Raw genomic sequence first — 16278 nt, forward strand, 5'->3', positions numbered from 1 at the left:
CTCGGCTTATGGATTTAGAAACTTTGAAAACTTCCGAATTAGATGCTTGTTAAACTGGCATTTTGATTGTTAGTTTAGCATAACAAGTACTAAAGAACCATAATAAAGTCGGAAGTATAAACATTTCATACTTCCGACTTTGTTTTTCAGTCTTTTTTTTAGCCCAATTTTTCAAATACTTTAAACATCGGCAAATACATCGCTAACAAAATCGTTCCAACCATCCCCCCCAAAACCACAATCATCAGTGGTTCTAAAACACTAGTTAATGCTTTAACTGCTTGCTCAACTTCATCTTCATAGAAATCGGCAACTTTCATCAACATTCCATCTAATTCCCCAGTTTCTTCACCAATACTAATCATCTGAATAGCCATAGCTGGAAAAACTGCTTCTTTTTGCAAAGCAACACTAATCATGCCACCTTGCTGAATTTCTATACGGGCTGCATCTATAGCATTAGCTACAATTTGGTTCCCTGATGTATCTCGAACAATTTCTAAACAAGTAAGAATGGGTACGCCAGAACGAGTCAGCGCCCCAAAAGTCCGGCTAAAACGGGCAACTGCTGTTTTTTGAATCAAGTCACCAAACAAAGGCATTTTAAGAGATAAACGGTCGATAGTTAGTTTACCAACAGGGGTTTTGTAATACTGGTTATAGGCAATTTTAAATCCTATCAATCCAGCAATAATTACTACTGACCAAAAACTGCGTAATATCTCACTACAATTCATCAAAAATTGTGTTAAAGCAGGTAGTTCTATACCGATGTCTTTAAAAATTTTGGCAAAAATGGGAATCAAAAAAACCGTCATCCCGACGAAAATACTAGTTGCTAAAACACCCACAACAACTGGATAAGACAATGCCGCTTTGATTTGGTTTTGTAATCGAGCAACATCTTCTAATAACTTAGCTAAACGATTTAAAACTTCATCAAGTACACCACCAATTTCCCCAGCTTGCACCATACTGACATATAAATTATCAAAGCACTGAGGATGTTTTCGCATTGAGTCTGAAAGATTTGTGCCGGTTTGCACATCATTACCAATATCAGTTAAAGCCGCTTTTAATTTAGGATTGCTACACTGCTCAGCAAGTACACCCAAACTTCTCACAATAGCGACACCTGCATTAGTTAAAACGGCAAATTGACGAGAAAAAACCGCTTTATCCTTTACAGTCACACTGACCATTGAAGTCTGAAATTTCTGTAAATCAAAATTGAATCCACTTTGAGACTCTTTCAGGTCTTGGATTACAAAACCTAAATCTCGCAAATTATTACGGGCTTGAGCCAGAGATTCCGCAGTTAATTTTTCAGTTCTGGATTTTCCTTGTGCATCCCGAACGCGGGCAACATAGGTAGGCATAGGCTATAAAATCAAAATAGTCAAGAGTCAATATTCAATAATTAAGGGTGAAGAGGCAATATGTAATCAGCAATAGTTCTGATTTATTTTTCAACTGATTCCTCTGCCTCTTTTGTACCCTCTGCTTTCTCATTTGTTAATTAATTAGTGGTGAGCTTTAGCCCCAGCACCAGCAGCTTGTGGTGGTACTCCACCAATTAGACGTTGAATTTCATCTGGTTTAGAAGTCTTAGAAATAGCCGCTTCAAAAGAAATAGTTCCAGCTTTATATAAATCGGCTAAAACCTTTTCTAGAGTTTGCATACCCAACTTACCGCCAGTCTGAATTGCTGAATAAATTTGCGATGTTTTACCTTCACGAATCAAGTTAGAAATAGCGGGGGTAATAATCATAATTTCTTGCGCCATTACCCGACCATATTCACCTGGTTTAGGATTTTTCTTGGGTACTAAAGTTTGGCTGAATACTGCCACTAAAGAGTTAGATAATTGCACCCGCACTTGAGTTTGTCTTTCATGGGGAAAAACGTCAATAATCCGGTCAACTGTCTGAGCCGCAGAACTAGTATGCAAAGTACCAAATACTAAGTGCCCTGTTTCCGCAGCAGAAATCGCCAAAGAAATTGTTTCTAAATCTCGCATTTCTCCCACCAGAATAATATCTGGATCTTCCCGCAAGGCTGCTTTCAAAGCATTAGCAAAACTCTTGGTATCTTCACCTAGTTGGCGCTGGTGCACCAAGCTTTTAATTGGTTCATACACAAATTCAATCGGGTCTTCTACTGTCAAAATATGCTCTGCTCTAGTGCGGTTAATCAAGTCAATCATTGCCGCGAGAGTCGTTGTTTTACCAGAACCAGTAGGCCCAGTCACCAAAATTAATCCTCTAGGCTTTTCTGTCATTTCTCGCACAACATCTGGCAAACCCAATTTATCAAAGTTAGGAATTTTAGAACTCAGCGCCCGCAAGCAAGCAGCGTAAGCACCACGATCCTTATACACATTGACGCGGAAACGAGCCAAACCCTTCACACCATAAGAACAGTCAAGTTCCCAGGTCTGCTCTAAGGTTTTACGCTGAGTATTGTTGAGCATACTAAAGATTAGTCTTTGACACTGATCCGCAGTCAATATCTCGTCGCCTATGGGGGTGAGTTTGCCACTGATGCGGAAATAGGGAGGTAAACCTGCGGATAAATGCATATCCGAACCACCCATTTCAATCATCTGTTCCATCAAGTCTTCAATCATCATTTCCATAGTTTTACTTCCCTAGTTATTTGTTAGTTGTCAGTTGTTCGTTGTTATTTGTCTAATGACCAATGACTATTGACTAATCCGAAAAACGAGGTGTCATACAGTAAGGACAATCCAGCCATTCTGGTTGTAATGTGGCGTCACAAGTGCGACATGTTAGACCACTCTTGCGTTTAGCTTTTAATTCGGCTTCCAAACCGGTATCAGTGAATGTCACCCGCTCAACTTCTTCTAGGGTGGTAGAACCTTGACGGACTAAATCCAAGCTGTAAGCCAGCAAGGTTTTCATACCTTCTTCTACGGCTACTTCTTTAATGCGTTCTGTTGGTGCTTCTTCGTTAATCAGAGTTTGCAAGTTTTCGGTAATTCTCATGACTTCGTAAACACCACAACGTCCTTTGTAACCAACACCATTACAACTTGGGCAAGCCTGACCTTTGGCTTTGGCTTCGGCTTGGGCTTCGTTGGTCAAAGAGTTAGCTTTATAGAAAGTGACATTCACCTCTTGAGAAGCAGATAGACCGTAACGGGCCAGTTCTTCAGGCGTAGGAGTATAAGGAATACGACAATCAGAACAAACACGTCTGACCAAGCGTTGTGCTAATACCCCAATCAGAGAACTGGACACCATGAACGGTTCAATGCCCATTTCTCCCAAACGAGCGATCGCGCCGGGGGCATCATTGGTGTGTAAGGTAGTTAATACTAAGTGACCTGTTAAGGCTGCTTCAATTGCTGTTTTCGCGGTTTCTTTGTCTCGAGTTTCACCCACCAGTAACACATCAGGGTCTTGTCGCAGAAACGCCCGCAAAGCTGTGGCAAAATCTAGCCCTTTTTCCCGAATTACCTGTACCTGGGTAATTCCTGGCAAACTGTACTCAATCGGATCTTCCACCGTACTGATGTTAATTCCCGGAGAGTTCTTTTCTGCTAATGCTGAATACAGCGAGGTCGTTTTACCAGAACCAGTTGGGCCTGTTACCAAAATCAACCCAAAGGGACGACTAACCATGTCCTTAACGATATCTAAGGTTTCCTGGTCGGTAATCAACTTATTCAAACCTAGTTGGGTGGAGGAGTTATCTAAAATCCGCAGACAAACCTTTTCCCCATAGCGACTGGGTAGAGTATTGACCCGGAAATCCACCTTGCGTCCCTCAAACATCCGGCGAATGCGTCCGTCTTGGGGTAAACGTCTTTCCGCAATGTCTAAGCTAGAAATGATTTTGAACCGAGCCGTGACCGCCGGAATGATTTTTTTCGGTAGCGGATCGAAAGCTTCACGCAGCACACCATCCTTACGAAACCGAATGCGGAGGTTTTCTTCTTGTGGTTCAATGTGAATATCTGAAACCTTCTCGTGTAAGGCTTTCGCCAAAATTCTATTAACTAGATTAATGACTGGAGCATCTTCAGCACCCTTCATCGCTGCGCCTAAGTCAGCCTCCATCTCATCAGGCGCATCATCTATATCGAGATTGTTAAGATTTTCTAGATCTTGATTGATATCTGTAAACTTTTCTTGCTCTAGATGTTTTTGCCGGATAGCTAATTCATCTAGATATTGATTGATCAGCTTTTGGTAGTCCTCTTGGGTAATTACCATGCGCTGCAATGCTAAACCTTGTGGGCGCAAGATCCGGTTGAGATCATCGGAAGCTTCCAGGTTATCTGGATCGACCATTGCCACCAAAACACAAGGTGGATTTTGGTCTTCATGCTTTGAGAGGGGGATTAACCGATGGCGACGACAAATATCTACTGGGATGAGGGTGTCAATTAACCTTCCCACCATAGTATTGCCCAGTTGGCTGACTTCGGGATCTAGGAATTCAACACCATATAGTATTTTTAGTTCAAATAACTGCTGTTTCTTATATTGTCTAAGTAACTCAGGTGATAGTTGTCGCCCAGAGATTGACTCTAGCATCTCCGTTAAGGGAGTGCCGGATTTGCGGCTTTCAATCAAAGCCTGCCTCATCTGTTCGCTATTAACATAGCCAGACTGCACTAGCTTATTGCCAAAGGGCGAAAACTCTGTTTTTGTAGTGAGAGCGGTACTGCGCCGTTGCGGTGACGAGTAAGTCATAATTGAGCAATGAGTAGGGAAAACCTCTGAGTAAAGTATTCCCAAGCTGTGGCAGATAATTCTCATTTAGATTAAGTAAATTCCTGCCAAAAATTTTCTTTGCTGCCTGAGTTATTCGCTCCACAACAGCAGCACTCTAGCTTTTAAGTCATACAAAAATTAAATTTTAAGTATATTTATGTTAAAAAAATACTCAAAATCATACTTGTAAAAGATTGACTGCTACTCATCTTGTTGATGTACTGCTAAAGCTACTAGATCCGTTCGGGTTACCGCCCTGCTCAGGTCTACGCCAAGACGTTCGCCATTTGTCACAATAAGAGGACAGTGACATCACTTCCAGGAATATATCGGCAAAAAATTCGCCTCATTCATCAGCCGTCCATTGCAACGGTTGCTAGATGTGGTGTAATGCCGTAAATAGTATCTGGGATGAGTGGACAATGATAGACGACAATAAACAGGTAAACAATACAAGCCAACAATTGGGTGAACCCACAGAGGTAAAGCAAGCAATGAAGAGTGACTCCCCAGTCGAAATTAACTCCAACGAATCTGGCAGCGAAGTAACTGAGCCAGTGGCAGCACAAAATAATGTGTCGGGAACTACATTTACATCAGAAAATTCTGCCGCAGCGACGGAGAAGGTCGAACAAGAAACGGCAGCTTTAGGAGAATTGACTCAACAAATCGAGTCACTCAAAGCGCAATTAGAAGAACGCAGCAATCAATATATGCGGATTGCAGCAGATTTTGAGAATTATCGTAAACGCAACCAAAAAGAAAAAGAAGATTTAGAAGCGCAGGTTAAGCGCAACACGATTACGGAATTACTACCAGTTGTGGATAATTTTGAGCGGGCGCGATCGCACCTCAAACCACAAACTGATAGTGAAATGACTATTCATAAAAGCTATCAAGGCGTTTACAAACAACTAGTTGATTGCTTAAAACGCCTTGGTGTCTCGCCAATGCGTCCTGAAGGTCAAGAATTCGATCCGAATCTGCACGAAGCTGTAATGCGGGAACCTACGGATGAACATCCTGAAGGAACAGTGTTAGAAGAGTTAGTACGTGGTTATTACTTGGGCGATCGCATACTGCGCCATGCAATGGTCAAGGTAGCTGCTCCCAAAGAAGATACACCATCACAAGATAATCAGTCGAGTCCAGCTAACTAATAACCTGTAGTTGCTCGCCTCACTGACCAAAGGTGCCTTGGTTTTTGTCAGGGCGAGCATCACTTACCAAAAGTGAAATAAAGATACTAACTGATGGATCTGCTAAGGAGAAAAAGAGACAAACAAGCAGCGGTAGCAGCGGAGAAATAACCAATGTCCAATGCCTAATACTCTATTTCTTATCAACATTTCCGTCAGTATTTGTCTGTAACAAAAAAATCAAATAAGATAGTCCGCAAAGCCTTATGGCCACATAAATCCGTAAAAATACTGAACAGTATGGGAAAAGTTATAGGAATCGACTTAGGCACCACTAACAGTTGCGTCGCAGTTTTAGAAGGCGGTAAAGCAGTTGTCATTGCTAATTCTGAAGGTGGACGCACAACTCCTAGTATTGTGGGTTTTGGTAAGGGGGGCGATCGCTTGGTCGGTCAGCTAGCCAAACGACAAGCCGTCACTAATGCGGAAAACACAGTTTTCAGTATCAAAAGATTCATCGGTCGTCGTTGGGAAGAAACAGCAACAGAACGCGATCGCTCACCTTACACCTGTGTCAAAGGTCGAGATGATACCGTGGATGTGCAAATTCGCGGACGTAACTATACACCCCAAGAAATATCTTCCATGATCCTGCAAAAGCTCAAGCAGGATGCAGAGAATTTCTTGGGTGAATCTGTAGATCAGGCAGTAATTACTGTACCAGCCTATTTTACAGATGCCCAAAGACAAGCAACTAAAGACGCTGGGACAATTGCTGGGCTAGAAGTCTTACGGATAATTAATGAACCGACTGCGGCAGCTTTAGCCTTTGGTTTAGATAAACAAGACCAAGAGCAGCTAATTTTAGTCTTTGACTTGGGAGGTGGAACTTTTGACGTATCCATCCTGCAACTCGGAGATGGAGTTTTTGAAGTCAAGGCAACTAATGGTAATAACCAACTAGGTGGTGATGACTTTGATGACTGCGTCTTACGCTGGATTATTGAAGGCTTCTTGGAACAAGAGAAAATAGACTTGTCTCAAGATAAAATGGCACTGCAACGCCTAAGGGAAGCAGCAGAAAAGGCAAAAATTGAACTTTCTAGTATGATTAGTACCTCAATTAACTTGCCTTTTATTACCGCCGATGAAACAGGCCCTAAGCATCTAGAACTAGAACTGAGTCGCTCAAAATTTGAAGAACTTACGGGGCATTTAATATCAGCTACCATCGAACCAATGACTCAAGCTTTGAAAGATGCCGAATGCAAAGCACAAGACATCGATCGGATTATTTTAGTGGGTGGTTCTACCCGCATTCCCGCAGTTCAAAACGCCTTAATTAAGTTTTTCAATGGCAAAACTCCCGATCGCTCTGTTAACCCTGATGAAGCAGTAGCTCTAGGTGCTGCTATCCAAGCTGGGGTAATGGGTGGAGAAGTTGATAATCTGCTGTTGTTAGATGTTATTCCCCTCTCTTTAGGAATAGAAACTTTGGGTGAAGTTTTTACCAAAATAATCGAACGTAATACCACAATTCCTACCAGTAGATCTCAAATTTTTTCCACAGCAGTTGATGGGCAAACTTCAGTAGAAATTCATGTGCTGCAAGGTGAACGGGCAATGGCACGAGATAACAAAAGTCTCGGTAAGTTCCTCTTAGCAGGAATCCCTCCAGCACCCCGTGGTGTGCCGCAAATTGAAGTAGCTTTTGAAATCGATGTCAATGGTATCCTCAAAGTTTCTGCCCAAGACAAAGGCACGGGTAGAGAGCAGAGTATTAGAATTACTAATACTGGTGGCTTAACTACCCAAGAAGTAGAAAAAATGAGGCAAGCAGCCGAAGTGTTTGCGGAAGACGATAAAAGGCGCAAAGAACTAGTTGAGTTGAAAAACCAGGCCGAAAATCTATTTTTCAGTTATGAATCAACTCTAAAAGATAATAGCGACTTAATTCCTGAAGAGATGAAAAATTTGGCAAATGAGAAAGTCAAACAACTGCAAGCAGCCATGACTAACTCTCATATTTCTCTACAGGAATTTCAGCAGAACTTGGAAGATTTCCAAAAAACTCTTTTTGCCATCGGTGCTAACGTCTACAATCGGGCTAGTAGTCAAATAGGTGAAGAATCCGCAGTTCCTGAGGAACAGCTTGTTTCACAACCAGAACAACCAATTGGTGGCACATTGATACCCCAATTTAACTTTGATTTTGATGACGAAAATACTGCACAGGCTGATTACGAAGCCATCGATTAGAGATTAAGTACTGGGAATTGGCGACAGAAAATTGGCGACAGAAAATTGGCGACAGGAAATTGGCGACAGGAAATTGGCGACAGGAAATTGGCGACAGGAAATTGGCGACAGGGAAATAGAAATTAAGAATTGATAAGTTAGTATTAGGGACTTGGATATTGGGTACTGGGGATTGGTATTAGGAATTGAAACACATCTTTCCTAGTCCCTAGTCTCTACTCCCTAGTCCCTAATCTCTAATTTTGCTAGATTGTAGAAGCAAATTGCCGTGGGCTAGATATGTCCCAGCACAAATACCAAACGCTCTTAGGGGGGTTTTCCACACCTAATGGTGCGGCTAGCCCCTCTGGTGGATGGGCGTGTTTTTCCTTACCTACGTAGCACAATTGTAAAAGAGACAGCCTCAGGCAGTGAGAAGTCAGAGCAGGGTTCTGCTTTGCTCGTCCTTTCCGTAGCTTTTATCGTCTCTGGCGAGCAAAGCACCTGTTGCTTAATACTTGCTGGTGATTTTTGTAAAGGGGAAAAGGTAAAATCAATTATTAACAAAATTTAACTGCTACCTTTTGTCCTCTAACTTCTGCCACGCCACATGCTACCCAGCTTTTACAAGCTGGAAAATCCATCAGGACGCAGTGGCTGTTCTGCTTTCTTCCTTCTAACTTTTACCTTTGCTATATGGCCCGCGACTATTATGAAATTCTGGGTGTCTCTCGTGACGCCGACAAAGAAGAAATCAAACAAGCTTACCGCCGCTTAGCCCGGAAGTATCACCCAGACGTGAACAAAGAACCGGGAGCAGAGGAGCGGTTTAAGGAAATTAACCGCGCTTATGAAGTACTTTCTGAGCCGGAAATGAGAGAACGTTATAACCGTTTTGGCGAACAAGGGGTCTCTGGCGCGGCGGCATCTGGTTTTCAAGATATGGGTGATATGGGCGGATTTGCCGATATCTTTGAGAGCATTTTTAGTGGTTTTGCTGGGGGAATGGGTGGCCCGACCCAAAGAAGACGTAGCGGCCCAGTGCGGGGTGATGACCTGCGATTAGACCTGAAGTTAGATTTTCGGGAAGCAGTGTTTGGTGGTGAAAAGGAAATTCGCATTTCTCACCTAGAAACCTGCGATGTTTGTAGTGGTTCTGGAGCCAAAGCAGGTACTCGCCCACGGACTTGTTCGACTTGTAGTGGCTCAGGTCAAGTACGCCGTGTCACTAGAACACCCTTTGGTAGTTTTACCCAAGTTTCTACTTGTCCTACCTGTAATGGTACGGGAATGGTGATTGAAGATAAATGTGATGCTTGTGAGGGTAAAGGCACAAATCAAATCACCAAAAAACTCAAAATTACTATTCCTGCTGGTGTAGACAATGGTACGCGTTTGCGTATCTCTCAAGAAGGAGATGCCGGACAAAGAGGCGGCCCTCCTGGAGACTTGTACGTCTACTTATTTGTGAATGAGGACGAGGAATTTCACCGGGATGGTATTAACATTCTCTCTGAGATTAAGATTAGTTACCTGCAAGCAATTTTAGGCTGTCGTCTGGAGGTAGATACAGTTGATGGTGCAGTGGAATTAATAATTCCGGCGGGAACTCAACCAAATACAGTGATGAAACTAGAAAATCGTGGTGTACCACGCTTAGGCAATCCTGTAAGTCGTGGCGACCATTTGCTGACGGTGCTGATTGATATTCCCAATAAGGTAACTCCAGAGGAGAGAGAATTGTTAGAGAAGCTAGCTAAAATTAAGGGAGAGCGCACTGGTAAGGGCGGTCTAGAAGGATTCTTGGGTAATCTGTTTAAGTAATGACTGTATCTTCTCTATCATCTCCTGATGCTCAATTGGATTTGCGCGGTACTCCTTGCCCGATTAATTTTGTCCGGACAAAGTTACGTCTGGAGAAAATGCCACCGGGAAGTTTGCTTGAAGTTTGGTTAGACCCTGGCGAGCCAATTGAGCAGGTTCCTGATAGCTTGTCTATGGCAGGCTATCAAGTAGAACAAATTGCAGATTGCACTGGTTATTTTTCCTTGTTAGTACGCCGTCCTGCGATCGCCCAATGACAGGAACAGTTAATTTCACCACTGGACAGTTATTAGGTACAGTGCTAGCTGTACAAGCTAATTTTTATCAAGTCCAGTTGGATGTCACAGACAAGGAACCGCAGGAAAATGATGACGCAGGGAATTTATCACCAACAATTTCTGCGTCTTCCACTCCCCCCATGCTCCTCTGCACCCGCAGAACACGCTTGAAAAAAATTGGTCAACAGGTAATGGTGGGCGATCGCGTAGTCATTGAAGAACCAGATTGGGCTGGGGGACGCGGTGCGATCGCTCATGTCCTACCCCGCCAAACTCAGTTAGACCGTCCGCCAATTGCTAATGTCAACCAAATTCTCCTCGTATTTGCTGTTGCCGATCCACCTTTAGAACCATATCAATTAAGTCGCTTTTTGGTGAAGGCGGAATCTACAGGCTTAGATGTGGTTTTATGCCTGAATAAAAGCGATTTAGTATCGCCACAAGCACAGCAGCAAATTAGCGATCGCCTGGGAGCTTGGGGTTATCAACCGCTATTTATTAGCGTGCAAAATAGTATAAATATTGACCAAATATCTGCTTACTTAAATCATAGAATCACTGTAATTGCTGGCCCGTCTGGAGTTGGCAAATCTAGTCTAATTAATTCCCTGGTTCCCGATGTAAATTTGCGCGTCGGTGAAGTTTCGGGTAAATTAGCTCGCGGTCGTCACACTACCCGCCATGTAGAATTATTTGAATTACCTAGTAAGGGTTTACTCGCAGATACTCCAGGTTTTAACCAACCAGACCTCGATTGTACTCCCGAAGAATTAGTCTATTACTTCCCTGAAGTCAGAGAGCGGTTAGCTACTGGTAGCTGTCGCTTTAGTGATTGTCTGCATCGAGATGAGCCTGATTGTGTGGTGCGAGGAGACTGGGAACGCTATGAGCATTATCTAGAGTTTTTAGCAGATGCGGTTGCCTATCAAACTCAACGCAATCAGCAAGCTGACCCTGAATCTACCCTCAAGTTAAAAACTAAAGGCAAAGGTCACAGCCAATACGAGCCAAAGTTAGAAAGTAAAAAATATCGCCGTGTAGCTCGTAAAACCCAACTGCAAGCTTTACAAAATTTGTATCAAGATAGTGAAGAATAAGCAGATAATAAAGTTGGTAACAGTAATAGCGATCGTAAATTATCCGCTCAACTGTAGTTTTTTACACAAAAATTTCCTATTTTAGTAATCTCCGTATTCAGGACTTTAGGCCTGGGATTAAGGATTTTATCTACTCGCTAAGAAATCCAAAAGCTTCAGTGCAGATTTTATTTTAGCGATCGCGCTACAGCAGATCATTTCTGCTGTGGAAGAATATTTATTGAGGAAAAAATCATTAACTAATGTCACAATCCCAATAAAGTCTTAAAATATTGTTAATTTCTGCCAAACACCTCTCGACCTTCAATTTACACGTACCACCCCAGAATAATTATGGCTATAGGCTACGTCGCGCTTGTTCTCCATGCACATCTACCCTTCGTTCGTCACCCAGAAAGTGATTATGTGTTGGAGGAAGAATGGCTATATGAAGCCATTACTGAAACTTATATTCCCTTATTGAAAGTATTTGAAGGACTAAAGCGAGACGGCATCGACTTTAAAATCACGATGAGCATGACACCACCTTTGGTATCAATGCTCCGCGATCCCCTGTTACAAGAACGCTATGATGCACATTTAGCCAAGCTAGAAGAACTAATTGAACTAGAGGCTGAGCGTAATGTCCACAATGGGCATCTTAAGTATTTAGCAGAACATTATGCTACAGAGTTTAACGAAGCGCGTCAGATATGGGAACACTACAAGGGCGATTTAGTAACAGCATTTAAGCAGTTCCAAGATACTAACAACCTGGAAATTATTACTTGTGGTGCTACTCACGGCTACCTACCACTGATGAAAATGTATCCGCAAGCTGTGTGGGCACAAATTCAGGTAGCTTGCGAACACTACGAAGAAACTTTTGGTCAAGCACCTAGAGGCATTTGGTTACCTGAATGTGCTTACTATGAAGGTTTAGAGCGGATGCTGGCAGATGCAGGGTTGCGTTACTTCCTGACTGACGGTCATGGTATCCTTTATGCCCGTCCTCGTCCTCGCTTTGGCACCTATGCTCCCATTTTTACTGAAACTGGTGTTGCTGCTTTTGGACGCGATCACGAATCTTCTCAACAGGTATGGTCTTCTGAGGTGGGCTATCCTGGTGCAGCAGAATATCGCGAGTTTTACAAAGATTTGGGCTGGGAAGCAGAATATGAGTACATCAAGCCCTACGTTATGCCTAATGGCCAGCGTAAAAATACTGGCATTAAGTATCATAAAATTACTGGACGTGGCTTAGGACTTTCTGATAAAGCACTGTATGACCCTTACTGGGCAAAGGAAAAAGCTGCAGAACATGCTGCTAACTTTATGTATAATCGAGAACGGCAGGCTGAACATTTACATGGGATAATGCAGCGTCCACCGATTATTGTTTCGCCCTACGATGCTGAGTTATTTGGACATTGGTGGTATGAAGGCCCCTGGTTTATTGATTATCTGTTCCGTAAATCATGGTATGACCAAAAAACCTATGCCATGACTCATTTAGCAGATTATTTACGCCAACAGCCAACGCAACAGGTGTGTCGTCCTTCCCAATCGAGTTGGGGTTACAAAGGTTTCCATGAATATTGGTTAAACGAAACCAATGCATGGATTTACCCACATTTGCATAAAGCTGCGGAACGGATGATTGAAATCTCCCATATTGAACCAGAAGATGAATTGCAATGGAAGGCGTTAAACCAAGCTGCGCGGGAGTTACTATTGGCCCAATCTTCTGACTGGGCATTTATTATGCGGACGGGAACAATGGTACCCTATGCCGTGAGAAGAACGCGATCGCACTTAATGCGATTCAATAAAATCTACGAAGATGTAAAAATTGGCAAAGTTGATAGCGGTTGGTTAGAAAAAGTTGAGTTAATGGATAACATCTTCCCGAATATAAACTACCGCGTCTATCGTCCTTTGTAATAAGTTTGCAACCAACTCCATAGAGGTAAAAACATCTTAGGGTGGGGTAATACCTACCCTAATTTTATTTGATAAAGCTTTAGGTATTAGCTTTTGTTTTATTAATCATCAAAAATAATGTGTGGCTGTCAACTGTTAACAGCCACACATTAGCTTCTTAGATTTCAATGGAGATGGCGATTGTAAATAATTTACAAAGTGTATTTAACCAAATCTGCCACTAACATAATCTTTTGTATCTTCCTGTTGAGGATTGTTAAAAATTAACTCGGTGGCATCGTATTCTACTAGGTAGCCACTACGTCCACCTTTTTCTGTCCGTTGGACGTTAAAGAAAGCTGTCATGTCCGAAACCCGCGCAGCTTGTTGCATATTGTGGGTAACGATCACAATGGTATATTGCTCTTTCAACTCATGAATCAATTCTTCAATCCGCAAAGTGGAAATTGGATCAAGAGCAGAGCATGGTTCATCCATTAAAATAATTTCTGGTTGGACAGCGATCGCTCTGGCAATACATAAACGCTGTTGTTGTCCACCAGATAAAGATAAGCCACTTTGCCGCAGTTTGTCTTTGACTTCATCCCATAAAGCCGCCTGACGCAAACTCTTCTCTACCAATTCATCCATATTTCCTTTATAGCCGTTAATTTTGGCTCCAAAAGCAATATTGTCATAAATTGATTTAGGAAATGGATTTGGCTTTTGAAATACCATCCCAATCCGCCGCCGCACCTCTACTGGATCGATGTCAGATGCGTAGAGGTTCTTATCATAATAATAAACTTTACCCTCTGCCCGAAAAGTTTCAATCAGGTCATTGAGACGGTTATAGCATCTTAGTAATGTACTTTTACCACAACCAGAAGGGCCAATAAAGGCTGTAACTCTGTTTTTCGGTATATCTAGCCAAATATCCCGCACAGCTAGGAAATTGCCATAGTAAATATTCAGGTTTTCTGTACGTAATACAGTTTCGGTACCATTCACTGTGCTAATGTTAGAAGCCATAAATAGTCTAGTGTAAGTTTTGGGGTAGTAATATGCCCTGAAGACGAGACTGCACTAAGCTTTCTGGCGAGTTGCCCAGCGGGCGATGATACTGGTCAAAAGTACCATTAACACCAAAATCAGAGAAGCTGCCCAAGCTAGTGACTGTAAATTTTTAAACGGAGTAGTCGCGAAGTTATAAACCAAAACAGCCAGCGAGGCTGTGGGTTGGAATAAGCCATTTGGCCAAAATGGTGAGAATAAAGCCGTAAACAGTAAAGGAGCCGTTTCTCCTGCTGACCGAGCGATCGCTAAAGTTGCTCCTGTGACAATTGCTGGTAAAGCAGCCGGTAACACTACTTGCGTTACCGTTTGGAATTTAGTTGCTCCTAAACCCAAAGATGCTTGTCGCAAATCTTGTGGTACTAACTGCAAAGCCTCATCAGTGGTGCGGACAATAATTGGTAACATTAAAATTGATAATGCAAAACCACCACCTATCGCTGAGTAAGAACCTAAGTTAAGTTTTACTAAAGATAAAACTACAATCCCATAGGCAAATACCCCAGCAATAATAGACGGCACCCCACTGAGAATATTAGTTGCAAATCGTACTACTCTTGCTATTTTACCAGAACTAAATTCTGTCAAATAAATTGCTGCCAAAACGCCAAAGGGTATGCTAATTAATGCACCAATTCCTACCATCATTAAGGTGCCTAAAATTGCATTACCAAAGCCACCTCCCTTGCGTAATGGAGCCGGCGGTAGTTCAGTAAATATACTAAGACTGAGACTGCTAAAACCTTGAATGATGACATAAGACAACACTGCCAATAAAGGTAGCAGCGCTAGAATTCCGCATGTAAATGCTAAGACGGTCATCACTGTATTAAACAGCGTCCGCTGAGACATAGGGGCGCGTGTTAGGCTGCTTTCTGGATAACTAGAAGTCATAATTCAACCCAAAACTACCCTAAATTCGCTTCATTCGGATCACAATCAATTCTGCAAACACATTGACTATGAGTGTTAAAACAAACAAAACTAAAGCTGCATACATTAAAGCCGCTACTTGCAAACCGCTAGCTTCCGAAAATTGATTTGCCAGTAAAGATGCAATTGTATTGGCTGGCGCTAAAAGTGAAAGACTAATATTGTTAGAGTTACCAATCAACATTGTTACAGCCATAGTTTCTCCCATAGCTCGACCTAGTGCCAACATTACAGCACTAACGATGCCTGAAAATGCTGCTGGAATTAAAATTTGAAAAATCGTTTCCCAACGAGTTGCGCCTAATCCTACAGATGCTTGTCGCAAACTCGGCGGAATCGAAATCAGGGCATCCCGCGATATGGCTGTAATTATTGGTAAAGTCATAATTGCTAGAATAACTCCAGCAGGTAACATTCCTGGCCCTGTGGGAATCGTGCTAAAAATTGGTAAAAAACCCAAGGAACTATTGAGCCATTTGCCTACGTTTGTGACAATGGGTACCAACACAAAAATTCCCCAGACTCCGTAGACAACGCTAGGAATGGCTGCGAGCAGTTCTACCAAAAATACTAATACCAGCCTGACTTTGGATGGCAGAAAATCCTCGCTCAATAAAACAGCGGTACCAACACCAATAGGTACGGCTAATAATAGGCCCAAAAAAGAACTCACTAAAGTTCCATAAACCTGTGGTAGTACGCCATATTGATCGTTAACAGGATTCCAAGTACTCTCGGCTAAAAAGCCGAGACCAAACTGCTGGATAGCAGGCCAAGATCCTATTGCTACCTGTGCTGTAATCCACAATAAGGTAGCAGCGATCGCCAATGCAAAAATTCGAGTCAGCCAAATAAAGCTCCTATCTAGGGACTTTTCAACTTCCGAGCGATGTTTGATTGCTGATGGCAAATTCTGAGTATTTGTAGCCATGACTACTGACTTTAAAAGATTAGCTCAAGAAAAATGTGGAAGAGAACCAGACTTATTAAAATTGTCGCGCGATAAACTGTATGAACCGCAGATCGGTCTTCTAGATTAGGAGCGAT

12 protein-coding genes are annotated in these 16278 nt (G+C 42.4%); 6 read left to right on the forward strand and 6 right to left on the reverse strand.

The features are described from left to right. Positions 1 to 158 precede the first annotated feature (158 nt). The 3 genes from H6G41_RS24785 to H6G41_RS24795 form a co-directional block, all read right to left on the reverse strand. The gene (locus H6G41_RS24785) at positions 159 to 1379 is read right to left on the reverse strand and encodes a type II secretion system F family protein (protein WP_190749604.1); all 1221 of its coding nucleotides are present in this window, start codon (positions 1377 to 1379) and stop codon (positions 159 to 161) included. A gap of 144 nt (positions 1380 to 1523) precedes the next feature. After that, a complete protein-coding gene (locus H6G41_RS24790; RefSeq protein WP_190749606.1) occupies positions 1524 to 2639 on the reverse strand; it encodes a type IV pilus twitching motility protein PilT in 1116 nt (371 codons plus the stop codon). Positions 2640 to 2712: 73 nt separating this feature from the next. Continuing rightward, the gene (locus H6G41_RS24795) at positions 2713 to 4725 is read right to left on the reverse strand and encodes a GspE/PulE family protein (RefSeq protein ID WP_190749608.1); all 2013 of its coding nucleotides are present in this window, start codon (positions 4723 to 4725) and stop codon (positions 2713 to 2715) included. A gap of 443 nt (positions 4726 to 5168) precedes the next feature. Between H6G41_RS24795 and grpE the strand changes: the two genes are divergently transcribed. The 6 genes from grpE to H6G41_RS24825 all read left to right on the forward strand — a co-directional run bounded on the left by grpE (position 5169) and on the right by H6G41_RS24825 (position 13245). Further along, entirely contained in the window at positions 5169 to 5906 is a 738-nt protein-coding gene (gene grpE / locus H6G41_RS24800) for a nucleotide exchange factor GrpE (protein ID WP_190749610.1), read from the forward strand. 279 nt (positions 5907 to 6185) lie between these two features. Then, positions 6186 to 8144, forward strand: a complete 1959-nt coding sequence (dnaK, locus tag H6G41_RS24805; RefSeq protein ID WP_190749612.1) for a molecular chaperone DnaK — start codon at positions 6186 to 6188, stop codon at positions 8142 to 8144. Positions 8145 to 8819: 675 nt separating this feature from the next. After that, on the forward strand, positions 8820 to 9947 hold the full coding sequence (gene dnaJ / locus H6G41_RS24810; RefSeq protein ID WP_190749613.1) for a molecular chaperone DnaJ: 1128 nt from the start codon (positions 8820 to 8822) through the stop codon (positions 9945 to 9947). Further along, positions 9947 to 10204, forward strand: a complete 258-nt coding sequence (locus H6G41_RS24815; protein WP_096644151.1) for a sulfurtransferase TusA family protein — start codon at positions 9947 to 9949, stop codon at positions 10202 to 10204. The genes dnaJ and H6G41_RS24815 overlap by 1 nt, the downstream gene beginning before the upstream one ends. Continuing rightward, positions 10201 to 11322: a small ribosomal subunit biogenesis GTPase RsgA gene (gene rsgA, locus H6G41_RS24820; protein WP_190749615.1), complete on the forward strand. Its 1122-nt coding sequence runs from the start codon at positions 10201 to 10203 to the stop codon at positions 11320 to 11322. The genes H6G41_RS24815 and rsgA overlap by 4 nt, the downstream gene beginning before the upstream one ends. Before the next feature lie 333 nt (positions 11323 to 11655). Beyond that, a complete protein-coding gene (locus H6G41_RS24825; RefSeq protein WP_190749617.1) occupies positions 11656 to 13245 on the forward strand; it encodes a glycoside hydrolase family 57 protein in 1590 nt (529 codons plus the stop codon). A gap of 204 nt (positions 13246 to 13449) precedes the next feature. Here the strand turns inward: H6G41_RS24825 and pstB are convergent, their stop codons facing one another. The 3 genes from pstB to pstC are packed head-to-tail and all read right to left on the reverse strand — an operon-like array spanning position 13450 to position 16162. Continuing rightward, positions 13450 to 14256: a phosphate ABC transporter ATP-binding protein PstB gene (pstB, locus tag H6G41_RS24830; protein ID WP_190749619.1), complete on the reverse strand. Its 807-nt coding sequence runs from the start codon at positions 14254 to 14256 to the stop codon at positions 13450 to 13452. A 54-nt stretch (positions 14257 to 14310) separates the two neighbouring features. Beyond that, a complete protein-coding gene (pstA, locus tag H6G41_RS24835; protein WP_190749621.1) occupies positions 14311 to 15192 on the reverse strand; it encodes a phosphate ABC transporter permease PstA in 882 nt (293 codons plus the stop codon). A gap of 19 nt (positions 15193 to 15211) precedes the next feature. Beyond that, a complete protein-coding gene (gene pstC, locus H6G41_RS24840) occupies positions 15212 to 16162 on the reverse strand; it encodes a phosphate ABC transporter permease subunit PstC (RefSeq protein ID WP_190749623.1) in 951 nt (316 codons plus the stop codon). Positions 16163 to 16278: the final 116 nt, after the last annotated feature.

This window comes from Tolypothrix sp. FACHB-123 (assembly GCF_014697075.1).
Taxonomy (GTDB): Bacteria; Cyanobacteriota; Cyanobacteriia; order Cyanobacteriales; family Nostocaceae; genus Aulosira.

Excerpts from the sequence above, each read along its gene's own strand:
- H6G41_RS24785 (WP_190749604.1), bottom strand. The coding sequence starts at position 1,379 with ATGCCTACCTATGTTGCCCGCGTTCGGGATGCACAAGGAAAATCCAGA.
- H6G41_RS24790 (WP_190749606.1), bottom strand. The coding sequence starts at position 2,639 with ATGGAAATGATGATTGAAGACTTGATGGAACAGATGATTGAAATGGGT.
- H6G41_RS24795 (WP_190749608.1), bottom strand. The coding sequence starts at position 4,725 with ATGACTTACTCGTCACCGCAACGGCGCAGTACCGCTCTCACTACAAAA.
- grpE (WP_190749610.1), top strand. The coding sequence starts at position 5,169 with ATGATAGACGACAATAAACAGGTAAACAATACAAGCCAACAATTGGGT.
- dnaK (WP_190749612.1), top strand. The coding sequence starts at position 6,186 with ATGGGAAAAGTTATAGGAATCGACTTAGGCACCACTAACAGTTGCGTC.
- dnaJ (WP_190749613.1), top strand. The coding sequence starts at position 8,820 with ATGGCCCGCGACTATTATGAAATTCTGGGTGTCTCTCGTGACGCCGAC.
- H6G41_RS24815 (WP_096644151.1), top strand. The coding sequence starts at position 9,947 with ATGACTGTATCTTCTCTATCATCTCCTGATGCTCAATTGGATTTGCGC.
- rsgA (WP_190749615.1), top strand. The coding sequence starts at position 10,201 with ATGACAGGAACAGTTAATTTCACCACTGGACAGTTATTAGGTACAGTG.
- H6G41_RS24825 (WP_190749617.1), top strand. The coding sequence starts at position 11,656 with ATGGCTATAGGCTACGTCGCGCTTGTTCTCCATGCACATCTACCCTTC.
- pstB (WP_190749619.1), bottom strand. The coding sequence starts at position 14,256 with ATGGCTTCTAACATTAGCACAGTGAATGGTACCGAAACTGTATTACGT.
- pstA (WP_190749621.1), bottom strand. The coding sequence starts at position 15,192 with ATGACTTCTAGTTATCCAGAAAGCAGCCTAACACGCGCCCCTATGTCT.
- pstC (WP_190749623.1), bottom strand. The coding sequence starts at position 16,162 with ATGGCTACAAATACTCAGAATTTGCCATCAGCAATCAAACATCGCTCG.